Genomic DNA, 21,781 nt, shown 5'->3' with positions numbered 1-21,781 from the left:
ATCCTAATTATCTGGTTCTGGTTGTTGTTCTTCATCCCGGGTGGTGATACGAATGCCGCCACTTTCCAGTTGAATGATTTTGACCGCATCTTCCCCGGCCGCCGACTCAGTTTTCAGTACCTGGTTTTGCAAGTTCTCTACTGCTATCCCCGGCTCTTCCGGCAACTTCGCCTGCTGCAGGCCATACTTAGAAATGGCTATCACCACTTTACGGTTTTGTGCACGCCCTTGTGCGGTACTGTTGTCGGCACTCGGATAATACTGGCCATAACCTTCTATTGCCATGCGGGCCGGGTTAAGGGACATTTGTTCCAGCATGCGTAAAATCGCGGTGGCGCGATAAACCGATAACTCCCAGTTTGACGAAAAAATCTCATTATTAATCGGTTGGTTATCAGTATAACCCCGAATACGGATAAAGTTAGTCGCCGGGCCTATTACCTTATATATTTCCGTTAAGATAGATTTTGCCGCCAGGGTCGCCGACGACGAACCGCTCGGGAATAACAAACCGCTGTTTAATTCTATTTCCAGCCAGTCGCCGTCAATTTGCATTTTGGCATAACCCGACTGCTCCAGCTCAAATAAGGCCGCATGTAACTCTTCTTCCAGCGCGGATAAGTTGGAGCCGACCTGGCTGTCTTTAATATTGGAAAGTTCGTTTTCACCTTCATACAGCTCAGGGCCGGGGTCTTCAAGCAAACCATCACCGTACAGGGGTTTATTGCTTTTTTTTGTATTCACCAGCAAAATATCGTCGCCATGCCCCTTATTTTGGGTGAGCGGCTGATCCGCCTGGAATACCCGTCCCAAAGACTCGGTAATAGTTTCAAAAGGCTTATCATGCACGATCGCCATGGCATATAACACCACAAACAAGGCAAACAGCAGGGTCATATAATCGGCATAAGACACCAGCCAGCGATGAACATCGTCATGCTCGACACTGTGCCTTCTGCTGCGGGACCGGTTCATTGCTGTAACCTGAAAGCAGAAAGCTTATTTTCAATGGCATGGGGATTTTCAGCATGAGCAATGGCAATCAGCCCTTCGGCAATCATTTCCCGGTATAAGGTTTGCTGATGAATAATATCTTTCATCTTATTGGCTATCGGCAAATATATCAGATTGGCAAAGCCGACCCCATAGATAGTCGCAACAAAAGCAGTGGCAATGCCTTGCCCCAACAAATCGGGATCACTGAGATTGCCCAGCGCCTGGATCAGGCCAAGTACAGCGCCCAGAATCCCTATGGTCGGGCTATAACCCCCCATAGATTCAAAAACATGGGCGGATCTCAAATTGTGCTCCCGGTAAAGCTCTAAGTCCAGCTCCAGTGATACCCTGAAATTCTCAATTTCAGCGCCATCCACCAGGAGGTTAAGGCCTTTATAGATATAGTTATCTCTTTCATCCAGGGCGATATTCTCCAATGCCAGATAACCGGACTCACGTGCTTTTTCGGCCCAGGAGACAATATTTTTTATCCCTTGGTCAATATCATAAACCGGCGGGGTAAAAACCCATTTAAGCAGGGACATGGCATGAAAAAATTGCTTGGTGGATGATTGCAGCATGACCGCCCCGAGGGTACCGCCAAAAACAATTAAAAACGCCGGTAACTCAAATAATGCAGAAACAGTACCGCCTTCAACGCTGAAACCGACATAAATTGCCAGAATCGCGATAACCAGGCCAGCGATACTGAGTTTATCCATGCTGCATTTCCTTGAGGATAGACTCGGCGAAATTATCCAGCGGCAGGGATAATTCGGAAATACCGGCAGCGGTTACCACCTGCGGCATGCCATAAACCACACTGGTTTCTTCATCCTGGGCCCAGATAGTCGCGCCTTTGCCTTTAAGCATACGCGAGCCCTCCCGGCCATCCGAGCCCATACCAGTTAAGATCAAGCCCAGGACATTACCCTGGAAAACTTTGGCCGCAGAGCCAAAGCTGATATCCACACTGGGTTTATAAGCCACTTTCGCCGCCAGCTCATCGACAATCTTTAACCTGGCATTGCTTTCCTTGCCATCCAGCAGCATTTGCCTGCCTCCGGGAGCCAGATAGGCATGGCCCGGCTTGAGCACGTCGCCATCGCTGGCTTCTTTGACCTCAATTTTGCAAAGGGAGTTCAAACGGTTGGCAAAGGCCTGGGTAAAGGCTGCCGGCATATGCTGCACCATAATAATAGGGACAGGAAAATTGGCAGGCAACTGGGTGAGTATTTTTTGCAGCGCCACCGGGCCGCCGGTAGATGTGCCTATGGCCAGAAGCTTATACTCCTTGCCGGAAGCACGTGCTCTTCTGCTGGCAATGGTCTCTTTTACCGGAGCAACAGTAGCCTTCTCTTTAGCGCTTTCCCTGTCAGGTCGGGTTATACTGCTTCTCAGCGGACGACGCACAGCAAAAGCCCTGCGCCGGGCCAGCTGAGAAACCCGCTGTCTTAACACACTACCGGCATCTTCATTATTTTGTGCGATTTCATTAAACTTTTTTGGCAAAAAGTCCAAAGCACCGGCGTCAAGCGCTTCCAGGGTGGCTTTCGCCCCCTGGTGGGTCAGGGAAGAGAACATGATAATAGCCGCCGGCGAATCAGCCATGATCTGCTTAACCGCCTCAATGCCGTTTAACACCGGCATCTCGATATCCATAGTAATAACATCTGGCTTTAAAAGTTTCGCTTTTTCAACGGCTTCCTTGCCGTTTACCGCAACATCAATCACTTCGAGATTAGGATCTTTATTTAAGATATCAGTGACACGACGTCTGAAAAAACTCGAATCATCAACAACGAGTATTTTATAGGTCATTCATATTCTCTTTATTATGAGCGCAATTTTTTATTTACTGGCGATTTCTTCGCGTAATATTTCAGCATATTAGGAACATCCAGGATCAGGGCGATACCACCATCGCTGGTGATGGTTGCCCCCGCCATACCCGGCGTACCGTGAAGCAGGCGATCAAGAGGTTTGATCACCACTTCTTCCTGGCCAATTAAGCTGTCAACCACAAAACCGACTTGCTGATTGCCCAACTGAACAATAACCACATGCCCCTTGTCGCGACTCTTTTCCTCGAAATCTTTCACCAGCCATTGGTCAAGATAAAACAGCGGGATCGCTTTTTCCCTGACTATGATGGTCAACTGGCCATCAACGCTATTGGTATTGGTTAAATCGAGATGGAATATCTCATTAACCCCGGCAAGCGGCAGCGCAAAGGTTTGCTCGCCTACGACCACCATCAGGGTCGGCAAGATCGCCAGTGTCAGCGGCACCTTGATTTCCAGCACAGTACCAACCCCTAATTCGGAGTCAATATTGACGGTACCGTTAAGCTGGGTGATCTTAGTTTTCACCACATCCATGCCGACACCACGGCCGGAGACTTCGGAGATTTCCGTTTTGGTAGAAAACCCCGGGGCAAAAATCAGGCTGAAAGCTTCTTTGTCCGACATACGCGCTGCGGCATCGGCATCTAATACCCCGCGTTCTATCGCTATTTCTTTAAGCTTCTCGGCATTCATACCGGCACCATCGTCTTTGATGGTTAACAGGATATGATCCCCTTCCTGGGAAGCAGAAAGGATCACCGTACCTTCGCGTGGTTTACCCAAAGACTGGCGTACGTCCGGCTCTTCAACACCATGGTCGACCGAGTTACGCACTAAATGCACCAGGGGATCCGCTAATGCTTCCACCAGGTTTTTATCTAAATCGGTTTCTTCCCCTTCAAGCACTAACTTGATTTCTTTTTTCAGGCTGCGAGCCAGATCCCGTACCACCCGGGGGAAACGGCCAAAGACCTTCTTAATCGGCTGCATCCGGGTTTTCATCACCGCGCCCTGCAAATCTGTGGTCACGGCATCTAAATTGGAAACGGCCTTGGTCAGATCTTCATCTTCCTTGGTCATACCTAAACTGGTGAGGCGGTTACGCACCAATACCAGCTCACCCACCATATTCATGATTTGATCCAAACGCTTGGTATCAACACGTACAGTTGTTTCTGCTTGCGGGGTTGGCGTGGCTGGCGCTTTTTTATCATCGCTGCCTTTCGCGGCAGGTTTCGCGGCCTTTTTGGCTGCTGCCGGGGCGGCTTTAGGAGCCGGTACCGCTTTAGGAGCGGCTTTGGGTTTAGCCTCAGCTTTCTCGGCTTTAGCGGCAGGTGGCGGTGGCGCCGTATCTGCTGCGGGGATTACCGATTTAGGCGCCTGGCCTTTGCCATGGATCTGATCCAGCAAATCTTCAAATTCGGCGTCATTAATTTCATCGCTGCCGCTTGAAGTGGCAGTCGGTGCGCCAACACCGGGGGAAAATGCCCCTTGTCCGTGAAGCTCATCAAGCAGCGACTCAAATTCATCATCGGTAATGTCACCGCTGTTGGCATCATCGCTCTTACCCGGCTCACTCGCCCCCGGGCTACCGCTGCCATGGAGTTCATCGAGCAAACGCTCAAATTCATCTTCGGTCATTTCATCAGAAGCATCTGCCGGCTCATCCGCCGTTGCCGCCTCAAAATTATCGCCTTGATCAAATTCTTCAAAGGCAGGCTCGGGTTCGGCGGCAGGAGCTTCATCATTGGCCACCGGCTCAGCAGCTCCTTCTGGTACGCTCAAGCGGTGCAGCTCCGCCAGTAATTCCGGCTCGGCAGCCTCTAGCGGAATACGCTCTTTAACGTTTTCAAACATTTCGTTAATGGAGTCGAGCGCCTGTAAAATGACATCCATCAATTCAGAGGTCACCGAACGCTGGTTATTACGCAAGATATCGAAAATGTTTTCTGCGCCGTGACAAACATCAACCAATTCGGTTAATGATAAAAATCCGGCCCCGCCCTTAACGGTATGGAATCCCCTAAAAATAGCATTCAGCAGCTCTGCGTTATCGGGATCATTCTCCAGTTCAACCAACTGCTCAGACAGAGATTCGAGTATTTCACCAGCTTCTATTAAAAAATCCTGAAGAATTTCTTCATCTGCTTCAAAGGACATACTTTTATTCCCCTTAAAATCCTAGACTAGACAAAAGATCATCTACGTCATCCTGATCACTGACAACATCATCTCTTTCTTCGGTATTGACGATCGGCCCTTCAACCAGGTTGTCGCCGACGCTCGGTTTAGCAATCGCCTGCCCTGTGGCTGACGAAATACCAAACGCGGTTAACATGCCGATCAGGCTGTCTTCTACTTCCCTCACCAAGTCAATGACTTTGCGAATAACCTGGCCGGTTAAATCCTGGAAGTCCTGGGCCATCAGCACATCGGTCATCAGGGAGTGGATACGGTCGGATTCCGTCCCGGTGATTTTCAATAATGTATCTATATCCAGACAAAGATTTTTAAATTCGCCCAAATTAAGTTGATTGTCCATCAACTTTTGCCAAAGCGGATTGACTGTTTTCACCTTATCCTGAAGAGAGTCTATCGCAGGAAAGATAGACTCAACCGCATCCATGGTCTTGTTGGCTGCTTCTTCAGTACGGGTAATGACATAATTCAAGCGTTCTTTCGCGTCAGGAATATCCGCTGTTGCTAAATCATTCAGACGCGAGTCAAGTTGAAAATTCATCAACGAGTCATGCAACTGACGAGTTAGCTTGCCAATTTCAGCAAAAAGCTCAGAATTAATAGGATTTTGTATTTCCGCTATAAGTTCATCAGCCTTTTCCTGCTGGCCGCTATCTAAATACTCCACCAGTAACTTAGCCTGTTCCAGAGAAACATGGCCACTCATCAATTTTGTCATACTACGTCCTTACATATTGACAACCAGAACGTATTAACCTAAACGTTCAAAAATCTTATCAAGTTTTGTTTTTAAGGTCGCAGCAGTAAACGGCTTAACAATATAACCGTTAACGCCGGCTTGCGCTGCCATGACGATTTGTTCTTTTTTCGCTTCGGCGGTGATCAACAATACCGGGATATGCGATAAACGCTCATCGGCGCGTATTGCCTTTAACAGGTCAATCCCCTGCATACCGGGCATATTCCAGTCGGTTACGACAAAATCAAAGTCTCCCCCCTGAAGCATAGGCAAAGCTGTGCTGCCGTCGTCCGCTTCTGAAATGTTAGTGAAACCTAAATCCCGTAACAAGTTTTTAACTATTCGTCTCATCGTTGAAAAGTCATCAACTACAAGAACTTTCATATTTTTATCCAAGGCACCCTCCGGTGAAACGTTAAAAATCGATTTATATTATATTCTACTTAACTTTTCCAGGATTGCATACGTGCTTTTAACCTATGCATCGCCTGAGAGTGAATTTGGCTGACCCTGGATTCACTGATATCCAGTACCTGGCCAATTTCACGCAAATTTAATTCTTCATCATAATACAAGGACAGTACTAAAGCTTCTCGCTCAGGTAAAGTAGAAATACACTCGCTCAACCCTTTTTTAAAGGCAACCTGTTCGATGTTTTGATAAGGATCATCAACGTGGCTGTCTTCATCAAAATTGATGGTATCTTCACTGGCACCAAGATCTGCGATGCCTATTATTTTGCCACTACTGACTTCGTTTAATATATGATGGTATTCATTCAATGAAATATCAAGTTTTTCAGCAACTTCTATATCGGTCACATCCCGGCCCAATTCTGTTTCCAGCCCCCGGATAGCGTCACTGATCAGCCGGCTGTTTTTATGGACAGATCTCGGGGTCCAGTCGCCGCGGCGAATTTCATCGAGCATGGCGCCGCGAATGCGGATACCGGCGAAGGTTTCAAAACTCGCCCCTTTGCTGCCGTCAAAATTATTGGCGGCTTCAAAAAGCCCGATCATGCCGGACTGGATCAGGTCATCAACGAGTACGCTTGAAGGTAACCTGGCCAGTAAATGATAGGCAATACGTTTGACTAATACGCTGTGCCGCTCCAGAAGTGCAGATTTGTCGGTATGCATGTTATAAGCATTTGTTTTGACCACGCTTGCTCCACCAGTCTATGAAATTAATGCTCTAATAACTGCTCGATAAAAAACTCTAAATGGCCCGATGCCTGTTTCGGGACAGGCCAGCTGATAACACGTTTTGCCAGCGCTTTAAACGCTTGCGCGGCAGGGGACTCGGGAAATGCTTCAATAACCGCCTTTTGTTTTCTTACCGATTTGCGGATATGCTCATCAAAGGGGATCACCGCCACCAGCTCCAGGGCAACGTCAAGGAAGCGATCGGTAACCTTGGTCAGTTTACCAAAAAGTTGTTGCCCTTCCTTAGGACTGCGTACCATATTGGCCACGACTTTAAATTTAAAAACATCATGGTCCCGGCTTAATAGCTTCATCAGGGCGTAACAGTCGGTAATAGAGGTAGGTTCATCACACACCACTAACATCACATCCTGGGCAGCACGACAAAAACTGAGCACCATATCGGAAATACCGGCGGCGGTATCCACCACCAGCACATCAAACTGACCATGCATATCGCTAAAGGCGCGGATCAAACCGGCATGCTCTGCCGGCGTCAAGTCGACCATGGACTGGGTACCGGAACTGGCCGGGATAATATTGATACCGGCGGGCCCTTTGATAATGATATCATCAAGCTCACATTCCCCGGACAAGACATGGGACAGGTTGCGCTGAACTCTCAGGCCCAGCATCACATCAACATTCGCTAAACCTAAATCGGCATCAAGTACTAAAACTCGTTTGCCTTGTTGTGCCAGAGCAATAGAGGTATTGAGTGAAACATTCGTTTTACCGACCCCCCCTTTTCCTCCTGATACAGCAATGACTTTGATTTGTTGTAAATCTTGCATTTTTCGTAAGCCACTCGCTTGATCTATCATCTAACTACTTCTCGTTATTATACAACTGCTGCAGGGTTCATCGAAACAGATTGCCATCCCCCGGGATTATTGCCTGCGACTTTATTTGCCATTTTATCAGCAAGAGTAACTAATTTCTCGGCATTTGCAACTTTAATATCTTCAGGAACTCTTTGACCGTCAGTAAGATAACTTATTGGCAAGCCATTTTGAATGGATGTAGAAATAATTTCGCCAATACTTAGACTTTCGTCAAGTTTAGTATAAATACATCCAGATAAAGGCACTTTTTTAAAGCGCTCAACGTTTTCCTGCATCACTCTTTGTTGTGCATTGGCACCTAATACCAGATAGTTCCTGATTCTAACACGGGCATTGGCAATTAAGGTAGTTAAGTGTTGCGCTAAACGCATATCTCTTTGTCCCATACCCGCGGTATCGATAAGGATAAGTTTCTTTTTACCAAATTGCTGGATAAGCGCATCCAGGGCCTGGGCATCTTTCGCCTGCTTGACCTGGCAGCCGATAATGCGGCCATAAGTGGCCAGCTGCTCATAACCGCCGATACGGTAGGTGTCGGTTGAAATCATCGCCACCTGTTCGGCGCCGTGGATCTGGGCAAAGCGGGCGGCCAGTTTGGCCACGGTCGTGGTTTTACCTACGCCGGTCGGGCCGACTAAGGCCACCACACCGCCGCGGTGAATAATATCGTTATTGGTGGTATTGATTTGCCGGGTCATTAACTCACAGGCCTGCTCCCAGGCATCTTCTTCATTGACATTGGCGGGCACATAACCGGCAATTTGATCCGCCAGCTGCTCGGTCACGCCAAGGGCTTTTAAACGACTTACCAGGAGTGCACGGGAGGGATCTTTTTGCGCCATATCCTGCCACATCAAACCGGATACCTGATGCTCTAGCAATTGACGGATAGAAGCCATTTCTTTCTTCATGTTGTCGAAGTCTTGCTGGGCAACGGCGCCGCCATGGGAGTTCATGGCAGCTGAACTCAGGGTGCTCGCCTGGGTTTGACTGTCAAAGCCATTATCCATCTCGGCAAACATGTCATTTTCTTGACCGGCATTTTCCTGGCCGTTATTGCGCGCCAAATTATTGTCATCCGCGGCAACACTTGACTGTTCCAATCTTTGGGTAAAGTTCTTAAACTGCTCTTCGATACTGCCTAGCGGCGCTTCTTGCTGTCGACTCGGGGTTTGGGCCACAGTGGCTTGAGGCGTTTGAGCTGCGGTATTGGCATTGCTTTGGGCCTGGCGCTGCAGCAACGCCGATAAGCTGTCTGCCGGTACACTCACGGTATCAGTATTTGCCGGTGCAGTAGCTCCTTGGGGCATGGCCGTTTGTGGTATTCCCTGTTGCGCCATAGCATTTTGGATGGCAGCAGCCTTTTGCTGGCCCAACATCACCACATCATTTTCCATCGCCCGGCCATTGGCTGACGGGGGCAAAGCGGCAGCAGGGTTGCCGCTTGCCACTTCCGCTTCTTCGTTACGGGCTTCCGGTACCACCTGGTTATAATCAACCGCCGCCATCAGCTCGACCCCTTCCGGGATCTTTTTATTGGACATAATAACGGCATCAGCACCTAACTCTTCTTTTATCTGCGTTAATGCTGTTCGCATATCTTTCGCTACAAAACGTCTAATTTTCACTGATAACCCCTTATCATCCAGCTGCTGGTGACTGAATACTGCTCTGCAATAATGTTATTTCATCTATTACTGGCCGATAACACTGACAATCTTAATTTGTTTGTCGTCGGGAATCTCCTGATAGGAAACCACCCGCAGACTTGGAATCGTATACTTGGTAAATTTCGCCAGTACCGAGCGTAAAATCCCTGATGTCAGTAATATCGGGGCGTCGCCAGCCATTTCCTGCTGCTGTACCCCTTCGGATAATGATTTTTGCATGCGTTCTGCCAAACCTGGTTCTATGCCTGCGCCATCATCTCCGGCCATCTGCATAGACTGATGCAACATCTGTTCCAATTCTGGCGACAAAGTTATGACGGGGATTTCAATCGCAGGGCCTACCAGGTCCTGGATAATAAATTTACGGATAGCGATGCGCACCGCGGCGGTTAATACTTCGGTATCCTGGCTCTTGGGACCGTACTCCACCAGGGTCTGGACTATGCTTCTCATATCCCGTACCGCAACCCCTTCATTCATCAGGTTCTGCAATACTTTAACCACAGTCCCTAACGGCAGGATATCCGGGATCAGGCCTTCCACCAGCTTAGGATAACTTTTCGCCAGGATATCCATCAGGTTTTGTACTTCTTCATGACCCAGCAGCTGAGCTGCATTATTGGTCAATATCTGGCTTAAATGGGTCGCCAGCACCGTTGCCGCATCCACCACGGTATAACCTAAAGTTTGGGCATGCTCACGCTGATTCTGATTGATCCATACCGCATCCAGGCCAAAAGCCGGATCTTTGGTAACTGTGCCTTCGAGCTGACCAAAGACCTGGCCGGGGTTAATGGCCAACTCCTGATCGTGACGGATTTCCGCCGTACCTACCGCTACCCCCATCAGGGAGATCTGATAGCAGTTAGGGTCTAAGTCTAAGTTATCCCGGATATGCACCGCGGGTACAAGAAAGCCAAATTCCTGAGAAAGTTTTTTCCGCACCCCTTTGATGCGGCTAAGCAGTTCACCGCCCTGCGCCTTATCCACCAGAGGGATCAAGCGGTAACCGATTTCCAGGCCGATAATATCAACATGGTTAACATCATCCCAGTCCAGCTCTTTCACTTCCGCTTCCTGTTGCTGGGTTTCCACCTGCTCCTGCTCCTGTGCCTGGGCCAGCTCTACCGCCTTCTTCGCTTTATGTTTGCCGCCCAAATAGGCACCGGCGCCGATCACAGCGGCAAAGAATAAAAAGACAAAGTGTGGCATGCCCGGCACGATGCCCATAACAAACATCACACCGGCGGCAATATATAAAGATTTCTCCTGCCCCAGCTGACCGCTGACCTGGGAGCCCATGTCTTCCGAGGTATTTTGACGGGTAACCACTATGGCGGTGCCAACCGATAATAACAGGCCGGGGATTTGCGCCACCAGACCATCACCTATGGTCAGCAGGGTATAAATTTCAACGGCATTGTCAAAAGACAGGTCATGCTGCACCATGCCTATGATTAAACCGCCGATAATATTGATGAACAAGATCAGGATACCGGCAATGGCATCCCCTTTAACAAACTTACTGGCACCGTCCATAGAACCATAAAAATCCGCTTCATTGGTGACTTCCTCGCGTCTGGCACGGGCCTGATCCTGGTCGATAAAACCGGCATTTAAATCGGCGTCAATCGCCATCTGCTTACCCGGCATGGCATCCAGGGTAAAGCGGGCGGTAACTTCCGAAATCCGGCCTGCACCTTTAGTGACCACGACAAAATTGATAATGATCAAAATTAAAAACACCACCAGCCCGACGGCATAGTTACCGCCAATCACCACAGAGCCGAAGGCTTCGATGACTTTACCCGCCGCATCGCCGCCTTCATGGCCTTCAAGCAAAACCACCCGGGTACTGGCAACATTTAGCGCCAGACGTAATATGGTGGCAATCAGCAACACGGCGGGGAATGAGCCAAAGTCCAGGGGTTTTAAGGTATAAACGGTAATAAGTAATACCACCAGCGCCAGGGCGATATTAAAGGAAAAGAGCACATCCAAAAGCAAAGCGGGCATCGGCAAGATCACCATGCCTAAGGTTGCCATCACCAATAAAGGGGTACCTAAACCGGAAAAGTAGCTTAATTTACTTTTGTCGAACTTATTAAAATACGCTGCTAATTGCATAGTTACTTCTTGATAAAATTTTGACGCCTGGCAGTAAATAGCAATAAGCGGACCAGATTAGCGATGGAAATGTTCAAGTGGATAAAGCTTAACCAGGCGAGCGTTATCTGTGTTTTAAACCCGTTTGCCCGGCTTATTCCTGCCACTGGCTAGTAACGAAATTCTTCCGGAATAGGCAGGTTTTTCGCCAGCGCCTGAGGCCTGCGCCCCTTGCCTTTTCTGTGGGCTTTAAGCTGGAAGAGAAATGCCAGGATCTGTGCCACCGCAGCAAAAAGCTCTTCCGGGATATCCTGATCGATTTCCGCGGTATAATAGAGGGAGCGGGCCAGCGCCGGCGACTGGACGATTTCCACCCCGTGCTCTTTGGCGATAGTGCGGATATGCATGGCCATTTCGTCTATGCCCTTGGCCACGACAACCGGCGCCCCCCCCTGATCGGCATCATATTTCAACGCCACCGAATAATGGGTGGGGTTGGTCACCACCACATCGGCATTGGGCACTTCCTGCATCATACGCCGCTGCGACATCTCATATTGTTTCTGGCGAATACGCCCTTTGGTTTGCGGGTTACCTTCGGAGTTTTTCATCTCATCCTTGATTTCCTGCTTGGTCATTTTTAACTGGCGGTTATGATTCCAGCTTTGATAGGGGGCATCGACGACGGCAATGATGATTAACGAAAAGGTCAGCGCCATAAACATCCATAACAGCATATCCACCGCATGGCCGAAATTATTCGGGATAGACTCCAGACTTAACCCGAGGATCTGATCAAATAACCCAGACAGCAGCAGGTAGGCGACGATAAAGACAACAAAGAATTTCAACAGAGATTTGACAAATTCCACCATGGCCTGCACGCCAAACATACGTTTAAAGCCCGCCAAAGGGGAAAGTTTACTGAATTTAGGTGCCATCGCTCCCCAGGAAAAACTCATGCCGCCAAGCAGGGTATTGCCGATAAAGGCCGCCAGCATGATAATGAAAAACATCCACAGCAAAGGCGCGGCTACCGAAGCAACACTGTCACTGACCACCTGGTACAGGGCGTGGATATCCATGGTTTCCTCGCGGGAAAGACTAAACAGCCGCTTCATCATGGTAGATAAGGCTGCTACCAGGGACTCTCCGGTCATCAACAGGGCGCTGGCACTGCCGACCAGCACAAACATAGTGCCCAGCTCTTTGGATCTGGCTATCTGGCCCTTTTTTCGGGCGTCCGACAGCTTTTTCGCCGTCGGTTCTTCGGTCTTTTCCCCGCTGTCGGAATCAGCCATCTACTTTGCCTTGTGCTCGCTTAAGCAGGAAAGTATGCCAGCCCTAAAACCTACAACCTTTTGCCGCTGCTGCTCAAGATAAGTAAAAAGCTTACCCGTTAACGGGAAAATAGTCGACATAATCAGCATACCTGCATTTAGCGACATCATGATCTTGCCCGGCAATTTATCAGGTAACAGCTAAAGTCTACTGCACGCTGCCACTGCAGTTCAAAGTGGGTAAGAAAGTTGCCCATCGTCAGCCACATGATAATTAATCCCGCACACATGGTAATCGGAAAACCTATGGCAAAAATATTCAACTGCGGCGCCGCCCGGGTCATGATGCCAAAAGAAAAGTTTACCAGCAGCATGGCGGTAAGCGGGGCAAGCGATAGCGACAAGGCGGTGGCAAACATCCAGCTGGCCCACTCCACCAGCTCTTTAAAACGGACACTGGGATAGATATGGGTGCTGGAAACCGGAATGGTCTCAAAACTGGCGGTAATAAATTGCAGGTAAATAAGGTGCCCGTCCATCGCCCAAAATAATAGGGAAGATAAAATCAGGAAAAATTGTCCCACCGCCGGGACATTCATGCCGCTGACGGGATCTACTAACGAGGCAAAACCTAAACCGGTCTGCATGGCGATGATTTGACCCGCCAGGGTAAAGGTATTGATCACCAAAACCGTCACAAAGCCAATCAGGACGCCGATAATGGTTTGTTTCGCCACCAGGATCACGGTGGCAAAGGAGAATAAATTCCCGACATTTGAGGGGGGAATCGCCGGCATAATCGCCACCGTGATGGCCACAGAAAATGCCAGTTTGATCGGTGCCGGTATCGTTTGTGAGCTTAAACCTATCATGGTCATCACCAGTGCCGTGATCCTCGACAGGGGCAAGAGGAAATCAGCCATAAACTGGTTAACAACTGATTCGGTAAACTCCATCAGCTGATCACACTGGGAATACTGGCTATCAGACGGAAGGTATAATCCATTAATTTTTGCACCAGCCAATGACCGCCGGCGATCAGTGCCATCAGGGTCACCAGTAAACGCGGTAAAAAGCTTAAGGTTTGTTCGTTAATCGAGGTTGCTGCCTGGAAAATCGCCACTACCAGGCCGACCAGCAGGCTGGGCACGATAACCGCGCTCACCAGCACGATCACCAGGAACAGGGCATCACGTAAGATATCAACAAAAACTTCGGGTCCCATACCAAGACTCCTTTACACTGCACCCATGCCGTAACTGGTGGCTATGGTGCCTATCACCAGATTCCAGCCGTCTACCAGCACAAATAACATCAGTTTAAACGGCAGAGAAACTATCATAGGCGATAACATCATCATACCCATGGCCATCAAGATACTGGCAACCACTAAATCAATGATCAAAAAGGGAATAAATAAAATAAACCCGATTTGAAACGCGGTTTTCAATTCGCTGATCACAAAAGCCGGAATGATCACTGTCATCGGCAGATCCGTCGGCTGCTCGGCTTCTACTCCCGCCATTTGCGCCAGGGTATCTAAATCTTTGAGCCGGGTTTGCTCCAACATAAAAGCCCTAAGAGGCACTTTGGCTTGATCGACCGCCTCAATCGAGGTCATCTGCTCCGCCAGATAGGGTTGGATAGCGACTTCATTGATTTTATTATAGACAGGGGTCATCACAAACAGCGTCATAAACAGGGTCAGGCCGATCACTACCTGGTTGGAGGGGGTTTGCTGTAAGCCGATTGCCTGTCGCAAAATCGCCATCACCACCACAATCCGGGTGAAAGAGGTCATCATGATCACCGCGGCGGGAATAAAACCCAGCGCCGTCATAAAGATCAGGATTTGCAGGGTGATAGAATATTCCTGGGAGCCGTCCGGGTTGGTGGTCAGCTTTAATGCCGACATGCCCAAATCATCTGCCGCATAAGCCTGTCCGGCAAACAGCAACAGCAGGCCCAACAACAGGGTCAAACAAGGGATAATGTTTTTGACGGCGCCCGTTGCTCTGGCATTTGTTTGTTTCATAAATTCGCTCACCCGCACTATGACGACTTTCTTAATAACTTAGCGAATGACTGACCGAGGTCGCCGGTGATCGGCGTGCCCTGGGCCAAAGGCTCTTCAAGGGAGTCAAGCAAAGTGATCTGATGGGCGGTCACCCCTAATAATAATTGCTGCTCACCCGCCTGAACCACAACAACGCGTTCTTTTGCCCCTAAACTTAAACTGGTAATTACCTTCAAACCGTTTTGCTGCTGCAACCCCGGCTGAAATTTCTTTAATAACATGGCGCAAACAAAAATCAGCGCCAGTATCATCAAAAATGACAAGATAAAACTCATCGAGTCCATGTTGGTGCCGACATGCTTGCCCACCTCGGTGGGGGCGCCTTCAGGCGTTGCCTGCTCCTTGTCCTGCCCGGGAGTTTGCTGCGCCGTAGCCACAGGCGTTTGCCCGGCCTTTTCCGGAGCCGTTTCCTGGGCAAAACTCATCAAGGAAGAGAGCAATAACAAACAGGCAAGTATATACCGCATCATATCCCGCCTTTATTTTAATTTCTTGATTCTTTCTATCTGACTGATGACATCCGTCAGGCGAATACCAAACTTGTCATTGACCACAACCACTTCGCCGTGGGCAATCAAGGTACCGTTAACCAGCACGTCTAAAGACTCACCGGCCACCCGGTCAAGTTCCACCACTGAGCCCTGGTTCAACTGCAACAAATTACGGATACTGATATGGCTGCGGCCCACTTCCATGGAAATGGTCACCGGGATATCTAAAATCGCATCCAGTTTACGTTTTTCTTCGCCGGAAATCGGGGCGTCTTCCTCAAGCTCTTCCAGCTCAACCTTTTCGGCATCAAGATCACCGCTTGCCTGGGCTTTAGCGGCAGCCTGCTCATTCAGTGCCTCGTCCCACATCCCCAGATCATCATCATTTTCATTGCTCATGGCACTTACCTCAATACATTCATGATCTTAATCACTTAAAAAAATCCCTCAAAGGGTCAAGTCTTCTCTAAGCCATTAATCTGTTATACATTCACTTTAACTAATCTTGTAAAAAATAATCTTTTATAAATCATCTTCTAACAGATGCAGCTCGGCATCGCTGTCCAGGCGTTTACCGCCTTTGGTCAATATCGTCAATTCAGATTTCACCGACTCAGGACGTTTGATTTTCGATTCTATTTTCAGGGCAACATTGTCGCGGCTGCGGCCAAGCTTGGCCCTGAACGACGGCAGGTCTTCAATCAGCACGGTAATATGATCCGGCATTTCGATCGGGATAATATCACCGGCCTCAAGCTCCATCACCTGCGACAAGGGCAAATCCACTTCCAGGAACTTAGTCGAGAGCTCTACCGGCACATCCATAATTTCATCCCTAAGCGCCTTGGACCAGCGCATATCGGTATCTTCTTTATCACTTTGCACACCGGCATCGAGCAGTTCACGTATCGGTTCAAGCATGGAATAAGGCAAAGCAACATGGAAGTCACCACCGCCGCCATCGAGCTCGATATGGAAGGAGCTGATCACCACCACTTCGGTGGGGCTGACGATATTGGCCATCGACGGGTTCACTTCGGAGTCCAGGTATTCAAAAGAAACATCCATCACCGGCGACCAGGCTTCTTTATAATCTTCAAAGATCAGCTTAAGCAGCATCTGGATAATACGGCGCTCGGTCGGAGTAAATTCGCGCCCTTCGATTTTGGCATGGTAACGGCCGTCACCGCCGAAGAAATTATCCACCAGGATAAACACCAGCCGGGCTTCCATGGTGATCAGCGCGGTACCTTTGAGCGGTCTGAAACGCACCATATTCAAACTGGTGGGTACAAACAGGGTATGTACGTACTCACCAAACTTGATCATCTGGATACCGTTAATGGAAACTTCGGCGCTGCGACGCATCATGTTAAACAAGCTGATACGCATATGACGGGCAAAACGTTCGTTCACCATTTCCAGGGTCGGCATACGACCGCGAACGATACGGTCCTGTGAGGAAAAATCATAGTCGGAAGTCCCTTCCTGTTCGACGGACTCCTCAACTATTTCTTCTTCTTCGACATCATCGACACCATGAAGTAGCGCATCGATCTCGTCTTGCGATAATAAATCACTCACTCAGTAGTACTCTTTTTTGCAGCCACATTGCTATTGCATAACAAAACCGGTAAACAATACCTGTTCAATGATTTTATTACCGGCGATATCCATCATAATTTTTTGCACTTCCGCCAGCGACTTTTGCTTCAGTGAGGTTTTTCCGGCACTGGTGGAGAGATCATCGGCATTGGCCTGCGAGAAAACCCCTAACAGGGTGCTTTCCAGCAAAGGCACATGTTTTTTCGCGGTTTCTTCATTGTCTGCACCGCGTACCAACAGCTGCACCCGGATTTCAACAAACCTGTCTCGGGAAGCCCCCGGGACATTAAAACGGAACGGACGCGGCATCGGCACATACAAGGCGGTACCGGCTTCTGCCGCCGCCGTTTCTTCGACCTGGGCAGCAACCACCGCCGGATCTGCAGTATCGAGTGCCGCTTCAAGTTCAGCTTCGCTTACCGAATCACCGCCGAGAAAAAAGAAGGCGGCCCCGCCTGCCAGGGCAAGAACGGCAACGACAGCAGCAATGATGATAATTTTTTTATTTTTTGCCGGTTTATCCAGCTCTAATTCTTTGTCATCAGCCATTTGTGACCCTTTTTCTTAAAATTAGCCAATCTACACTAGACTATATCCTTGAATAGCCACCGAGCCAATGAATTTATCATTTTTTATAAGCGAATCAAGGCCAATTGCACAGGCTTTAACCAGCATAACTGTTGGGGTTCAACCAAGCAGGCCAAAGCCAAACTAGGCATAGTAATCAACCCCGGAAGCCGTGCCTTGCTCAAAACTTGCCTGCATCACCAGCTCCGGCTGTTCAAGCCCATGGTTTTCCCGGCCATTGCCTTGCTGATCATGGCCAAAACCCTGTTCATTATCCCCGGAGCCCTGCTGCTGTTGGGCAACATTGGCATCGCCGACATCAACACCGCTTTCCGAAAGCATATCTTTGAGTTTGCCCATCCCCTGCTCCAGCGCTTCTTTTGCCTGCTGGCTTTGCACTAAAAAGTTTACCGCCGCCTGCTCATTTTGCAGATTCACCCTGACATGCATATTGCCCAGCTCCGGCGGGTCAAGACGTATTTCCACCTGCTGAATTTTCTGGTTAATCATGATCATGACTTTTTCTTTCATCGGGCCGGCAAAATCTTTACGCAGGTTCAGGGCTTCATTAAGGGTGGTCAGGTTATTTTTTTGCGTCTGCAAATTTTCGGCATTCACCTTAGTGGCTACCGAATCTAAGACATGCTCAGAATTGTGCGCCTGCGGCGTTTCCGAGTTGGCAAGGGCGGAGTTATTCATTTGCGCCGCCAATACGCTTTGTTCCTTCAAGGGAGTTGTCGCCACTTTATGTTGCTGGGCCTGGCTGGTTTCTTCTTTCGCCATTAACGCCTCAGCGGAACTTGGCTGCTGCCCCGACTGGTTGCCGTTATTTTTTCCCTGCTCGCTGCCCCCCTGGCTGCCGGTACCTTGCCCGCCGTGCTCAGCCGCCAAACCTAAAGGCCGGTGGTTTTCTGTGCCGCCTTGGTTTTGCAAGGCTGCGGCTTTAGTATCGGCAACAGCTATATTATCACCCACAGCAGGGTCAATATCTGCCACGGCTTGATCCGGGGACGGATTATTCGCCGCAGATTGGGCCAGAGCTGCAGCCCCGCCCCCTTTAGTTGCATCACCTGGGGCCTTATTAACCTGAATCGACTTTTTAGCACTGATATCGCCTTCTGCCAGGGACACCTTGCCTGCCGTAAAGGTTTTATCCATCAAGACATCATCGCCCGCTTCACCGGTTTCATTGTCACCATTACCGGCAGCGGCTTTAGCATTTAGCTCTGCCGCCAGTGCTTGCTGCGCCTTAGCCATAAGTTCCTGGGGTGACAATTTTTTGTCACTTAAAGGGGCTTCCAACTGTCCGGCTTTGTCTTTCGTTGCCGCTTCGGCTTCTCCGCCTTTTAGTTTCGCCAATAACTCAGCATCTTGTGCGCTTGTTTGTGCCTTGTTCGCCTGTTTTGCCGCCTGCTCTGCTATTAGGGTTTCTGCCTCAGAGCCTTCACCTTCCAGGTTTTCTCCCTCGACTGCTTGTCCTTCAAGCTGTACATTTATTTCCTTTGCCGATGTCGGCTGGCTTACCAGGCCTTTAAGTTTGGCAAGCACAGAAGTTTCTCCTGAACTCGTCTCCAGCAAGTCGGCATCGATATTGACATCACCGGTTAACTCCTGTTTACCTGCGCCTTCGCCCATAACTTGCTGCTGCAACAACTTGGCCGAAGCGCCAAGCAGGTCAATCAGGCTCTGGGGATCTTTGGCTTTATCCGGCTTGCCGTTCGTTCCGGGCTCGGTATTTTCAACATTTTCGGCTTCTTTGGCCACCTGATTATCAGTCTCTGACGCTTCTCTGGCCACAGGTTCCGCGTTTTGCTCTGCCGGCTCCACAGGTTCACCGGCTTTGCTACTATCTTTTGGCCGCGAAACGTCTTTCACGCTTTTATCAGCGGCGCGGTTGCCGCCTTCATTACCGGCTAAGTTGCCGGTTGAGTTGCCGCTTTTATTGCTTTGCCGCTCGGTTTTATTGCGGGGATCATTTTGGCTGTGCTGCTCTACCAGGGAAGAAAAGCTGTCGTCCCTGCCCTGGGATCTTGATTCAACACCTGAACTATCTGCTTTATTATCAGCAGTTTTGATAAGATCTTGTGATAAAAAATTAATTTGATTCATAACAATCCCAGTTTTAAATTGAATTAAGCCAATAAATAAAAACGTCTATCAAGGTTAATCTCGCTTTACCGGCCAACCGCCCCTGGCAAGCTTGGTAAAAGCTTAGTTATAATAATTAAGCAAAAAACACTCCAACAATTAACCTTAATAGTTACGGCGGATAAACTGTTGGGTGGCAATTTCATCAAACATCTTCTGTTCGCGCTTTTCCGCGAGCACAGCCACTTTCTTTAATTGCTGCTCTTTCAGGTGCTCTACCGCTTTCACCTTCTGACGCTGCGCCAGCCATTGTTTCTTTCTCAGTTCCAACATGGATTTTGCCTGTTTAATGGCGATCTGTACCTGCTCGGCGGCATGATCGAGTTTGGCAATAAAACCGTGAAAATGACTGTAAGTGGCACTGTCTATGCCCGAAAGTGAGCGCTGACTTAAGCGCTTCATATACTCCAGGCGATAATCCTGCACCCCGGTTAACCTTTGCAGGTTCTGCTGGTAGTCCAGCTCTGCCGCCTGCAACTTCTGAGCGGCGGTGGCTTCTTTATCCTGCTCAAATTTAAGCAGGGTGTTTAACTGTCTCATCGGCATAACGACTTATCCTTGCACCGCTTTTTAAGCACCAGCTGCTTGCTGGGCAGCTGCGCCCTGTTGATTATTGGCATTGGCCTGGGCAGCAGAAATAATTTCCTGCAACTGGGTCAGGCTTTGATCATAGGGGATCACTTCACGCATTTTTTGCTGCAGGAAGAAATTGATCACCGGCAGCAACTGGATCGCCTGATCGATACGCGGATCGCTGCCTTTGCTGTAGGCGCCGATGGCAATCAAGTCTTTGTTTTGCTGGTACAGGGAATAGACCTGCTTTAAATTACGCGCCAATTGCTGGTGTTCGTCACTGGTCACCATAGGCATTACCCGGCTGATAGAAGCTTCGACATCCACTGCCGGGAAGTGTCCGGCATCTGCCAGTGCCCGTGACAGTACGATGTGACCGTCCAATATCGCCCGTGAGGCATCGGCGATGGGATCTTGTAAATCATCCCCTTCGGTCAGTACGGTATAAAAGGCGGTGATGGAGCCCTGCCCTTCGCCGCCGTTACCGGCCCGCTCTACCAGCTGCGGCAGTTTAGAAAACACCGAGGGCGGGTAGCCTTTCGTTGCCGGCGGCTCTCCCACCGCCAGTGCGATTTCCCGCTGGGCCTGGGCGTAACGGGTAAGAGAGTCTAATAACAGCAGGACATTAAGTCCCTGATCGCGAAAGTACTCGCTGATCTGTACCGCGGTTTCACAGCCCTTCAGGCGCATTAACGGTGAATTATCCGCTGGCGCCGCCACCACCACAGATCTTGCCCGGCCCTCTTCGCCAAGGATCTCTTCAATAAATTCTTTTACTTCACGGCCACGCTCGCCAACCAGGCCAACGACGATAACATCGGCGGTGGTGCCCCGGGTCATCATGCCAAGCAGCACACTTTTACCGACACCGGAGCCGGCAAAAAGCCCCATACGCTGGCCCTGTCCTACGGTAATAAAGCTGTTGATTGAACGTACCCCGACATCCAGGGGCTGGGATATTGCCCGGCGGGATAAGGGGTTGATCGGCCGGGTATTGTAATGATAACTGTCGCTGTTTTTGATCGGCCCTTTGCCGTCGAGCGGATTACCGACACCGTCAATAACCCGTCCAAGCAAATCCATGGATAGCGGCAATTTGGCTTTAGTGGATAACGGCAATACCCGGGCGCCCGGCAAGACTCCCTGCACGCTTTGTTCCGGCATCAGATAGGTTTTGTCCTGGGAAAAGCCGACAATCTCGGCGATCAGATCTCCCTGGGAGGTTTCTACCAGGCACTGGCTGCCCACAGGCGCTTTAACGCCTACAGCTTCCAGGGTCAGGCCCACCACCCGCACCAGGCGGCCGGCAACCGACTGTCTATAGGGGTGGATATATTGCTGGCAGGCTTGCAGCCTTTGTGTAATGCGGGCAGTATCGACCATGACAACTCTTTGACAAAAATAACGAACAAGGTTTATTGCCAAAGTTTCTG

Annotated in this window: 21 protein-coding genes; all 21 read right to left on the bottom strand. The window is 49.5% G+C overall.

Features of this window, described 5'->3' with window-relative positions; genetic code table 11:
- Positions 1-3: 3 nt before the first annotated feature.
- Positions 4-975, bottom strand: coding sequence for a flagellar motor protein MotB (locus tag SG35_RS07705; RefSeq protein WP_044830685.1), 972 nt, complete (start codon positions 973-975; stop codon positions 4-6).
- Positions 972-1,718 (bottom strand): flagellar motor protein, encoded by a 747-nt coding sequence (locus tag SG35_RS07700; protein ID WP_044830684.1) that lies wholly within the window; start codon positions 1,716-1,718, stop codon positions 972-974. Before SG35_RS07700 ends, SG35_RS07705 begins: the two co-directional genes overlap by 4 nt.
- Complete coding sequence (locus tag SG35_RS07695; RefSeq protein WP_044830683.1) at positions 1,711-2,817, bottom strand: protein-glutamate methylesterase/protein-glutamine glutaminase; 1,107 nt, start codon at positions 2,815-2,817, stop codon at positions 1,711-1,713. Before SG35_RS07695 ends, SG35_RS07700 begins: the two co-directional genes overlap by 8 nt.
- 14 nt (positions 2,818-2,831) lie before the next feature.
- The gene (locus SG35_RS07690; protein ID WP_044830682.1) at positions 2,832-5,003 is read right to left on the bottom strand and encodes a chemotaxis protein CheA; all 2,172 of its coding nucleotides are present in this window, start codon (positions 5,001-5,003) and stop codon (positions 2,832-2,834) included.
- 13 nt (positions 5,004-5,016) lie between these two features.
- Positions 5,017-5,760, bottom strand: coding sequence for a protein phosphatase CheZ (locus tag SG35_RS07685; protein WP_044830681.1), 744 nt, complete (start codon positions 5,758-5,760; stop codon positions 5,017-5,019).
- Positions 5,761-5,793: 33 nt separating this feature from the next.
- Positions 5,794-6,177, bottom strand: coding sequence for a chemotaxis response regulator CheY (gene cheY / locus SG35_RS07680; RefSeq protein WP_044830680.1), 384 nt, complete (start codon positions 6,175-6,177; stop codon positions 5,794-5,796).
- Between the two features lie 47 nt (positions 6,178-6,224).
- Positions 6,225-6,920: an RNA polymerase sigma factor FliA gene (locus SG35_RS07675; protein ID WP_044830912.1), complete on the bottom strand. Its 696-nt coding sequence runs from the start codon at positions 6,918-6,920 to the stop codon at positions 6,225-6,227.
- A 47-nt stretch (positions 6,921-6,967) separates the two neighbouring features.
- Positions 6,968-7,810, bottom strand: coding sequence for a MinD/ParA family protein (locus SG35_RS07670; protein ID WP_044830679.1), 843 nt, complete (start codon positions 7,808-7,810; stop codon positions 6,968-6,970).
- Positions 7,811-7,827: 17 nt separating this feature from the next.
- A complete protein-coding gene (flhF, locus tag SG35_RS07665) occupies positions 7,828-9,459 on the bottom strand; it encodes a flagellar biosynthesis GTPase FlhF (RefSeq protein WP_044830678.1) in 1,632 nt (543 codons plus the stop codon).
- A 66-nt stretch (positions 9,460-9,525) separates the two neighbouring features.
- Positions 9,526-11,628 carry a flagellar biosynthesis protein FlhA gene (gene flhA, locus SG35_RS07660; RefSeq protein ID WP_044830677.1) on the bottom strand — a complete coding sequence of 701 codons (2,103 nt, stop codon included), beginning with the start codon at positions 11,626-11,628 and terminating at the stop codon, positions 9,526-9,528.
- A 149-nt stretch (positions 11,629-11,777) separates the two neighbouring features.
- Entirely contained in the window at positions 11,778-12,908 is a 1,131-nt protein-coding gene (gene flhB, locus SG35_RS07655; protein WP_044830676.1) for a flagellar biosynthesis protein FlhB, read from the bottom strand.
- A 146-nt stretch (positions 12,909-13,054) separates the two neighbouring features.
- Positions 13,055-13,843: a flagellar biosynthetic protein FliR gene (gene fliR / locus SG35_RS07650; RefSeq protein ID WP_044830675.1), complete on the bottom strand. Its 789-nt coding sequence runs from the start codon at positions 13,841-13,843 to the stop codon at positions 13,055-13,057.
- Positions 13,843-14,112, bottom strand: a complete 270-nt coding sequence (gene fliQ, locus SG35_RS07645; protein ID WP_044830674.1) for a flagellar biosynthesis protein FliQ — start codon at positions 14,110-14,112, stop codon at positions 13,843-13,845. Before fliQ ends, fliR begins: the two co-directional genes overlap by 1 nt.
- Positions 14,113-14,124: 12 nt before the next feature.
- Complete coding sequence (gene fliP / locus SG35_RS07640) at positions 14,125-14,922, bottom strand: flagellar type III secretion system pore protein FliP (RefSeq protein WP_084692463.1); 798 nt, start codon at positions 14,920-14,922, stop codon at positions 14,125-14,127.
- A gap of 17 nt (positions 14,923-14,939) precedes the next feature.
- The gene (gene fliO / locus SG35_RS07635) at positions 14,940-15,434 is read right to left on the bottom strand and encodes a flagellar biosynthetic protein FliO (RefSeq protein WP_084692434.1); all 495 of its coding nucleotides are present in this window, start codon (positions 15,432-15,434) and stop codon (positions 14,940-14,942) included.
- A gap of 9 nt (positions 15,435-15,443) precedes the next feature.
- Positions 15,444-15,854, bottom strand: a complete 411-nt coding sequence (gene fliN, locus SG35_RS07630; protein WP_044830673.1) for a flagellar motor switch protein FliN — start codon at positions 15,852-15,854, stop codon at positions 15,444-15,446.
- 123 nt (positions 15,855-15,977) lie between these two features.
- Positions 15,978-17,039: a flagellar motor switch protein FliM gene (fliM, locus tag SG35_RS07625; RefSeq protein ID WP_044830672.1), complete on the bottom strand. Its 1,062-nt coding sequence runs from the start codon at positions 17,037-17,039 to the stop codon at positions 15,978-15,980.
- Between the two features lie 30 nt (positions 17,040-17,069).
- The gene (fliL, locus tag SG35_RS07620; protein ID WP_044830671.1) at positions 17,070-17,609 is read right to left on the bottom strand and encodes a flagellar basal body-associated protein FliL; all 540 of its coding nucleotides are present in this window, start codon (positions 17,607-17,609) and stop codon (positions 17,070-17,072) included.
- A gap of 162 nt (positions 17,610-17,771) precedes the next feature.
- Positions 17,772-19,736 (bottom strand): flagellar hook-length control protein FliK, encoded by a 1,965-nt coding sequence (locus SG35_RS07615; RefSeq protein WP_044830670.1) that lies wholly within the window; start codon positions 19,734-19,736, stop codon positions 17,772-17,774.
- Positions 19,737-19,880: 144 nt separating this feature from the next.
- Positions 19,881-20,321: a flagellar export protein FliJ gene (fliJ, locus tag SG35_RS07610; RefSeq protein WP_044830669.1), complete on the bottom strand. Its 441-nt coding sequence runs from the start codon at positions 20,319-20,321 to the stop codon at positions 19,881-19,883.
- 24 nt (positions 20,322-20,345) lie between these two features.
- Entirely contained in the window at positions 20,346-21,731 is a 1,386-nt protein-coding gene (gene fliI, locus SG35_RS07605) for a flagellar protein export ATPase FliI (protein WP_044830668.1), read from the bottom strand.
- Positions 21,732-21,781: the final 50 nt, after the last annotated feature.

The sequence above is a fragment of the Thalassomonas actiniarum genome (genome assembly GCF_000948975.2).
GTDB classification, from domain to species: domain Bacteria; phylum Pseudomonadota; class Gammaproteobacteria; order Enterobacterales; family Alteromonadaceae; genus Thalassomonas; species Thalassomonas actiniarum.
This window is presented reverse-complemented; position numbering and strand designations above follow the sequence as displayed.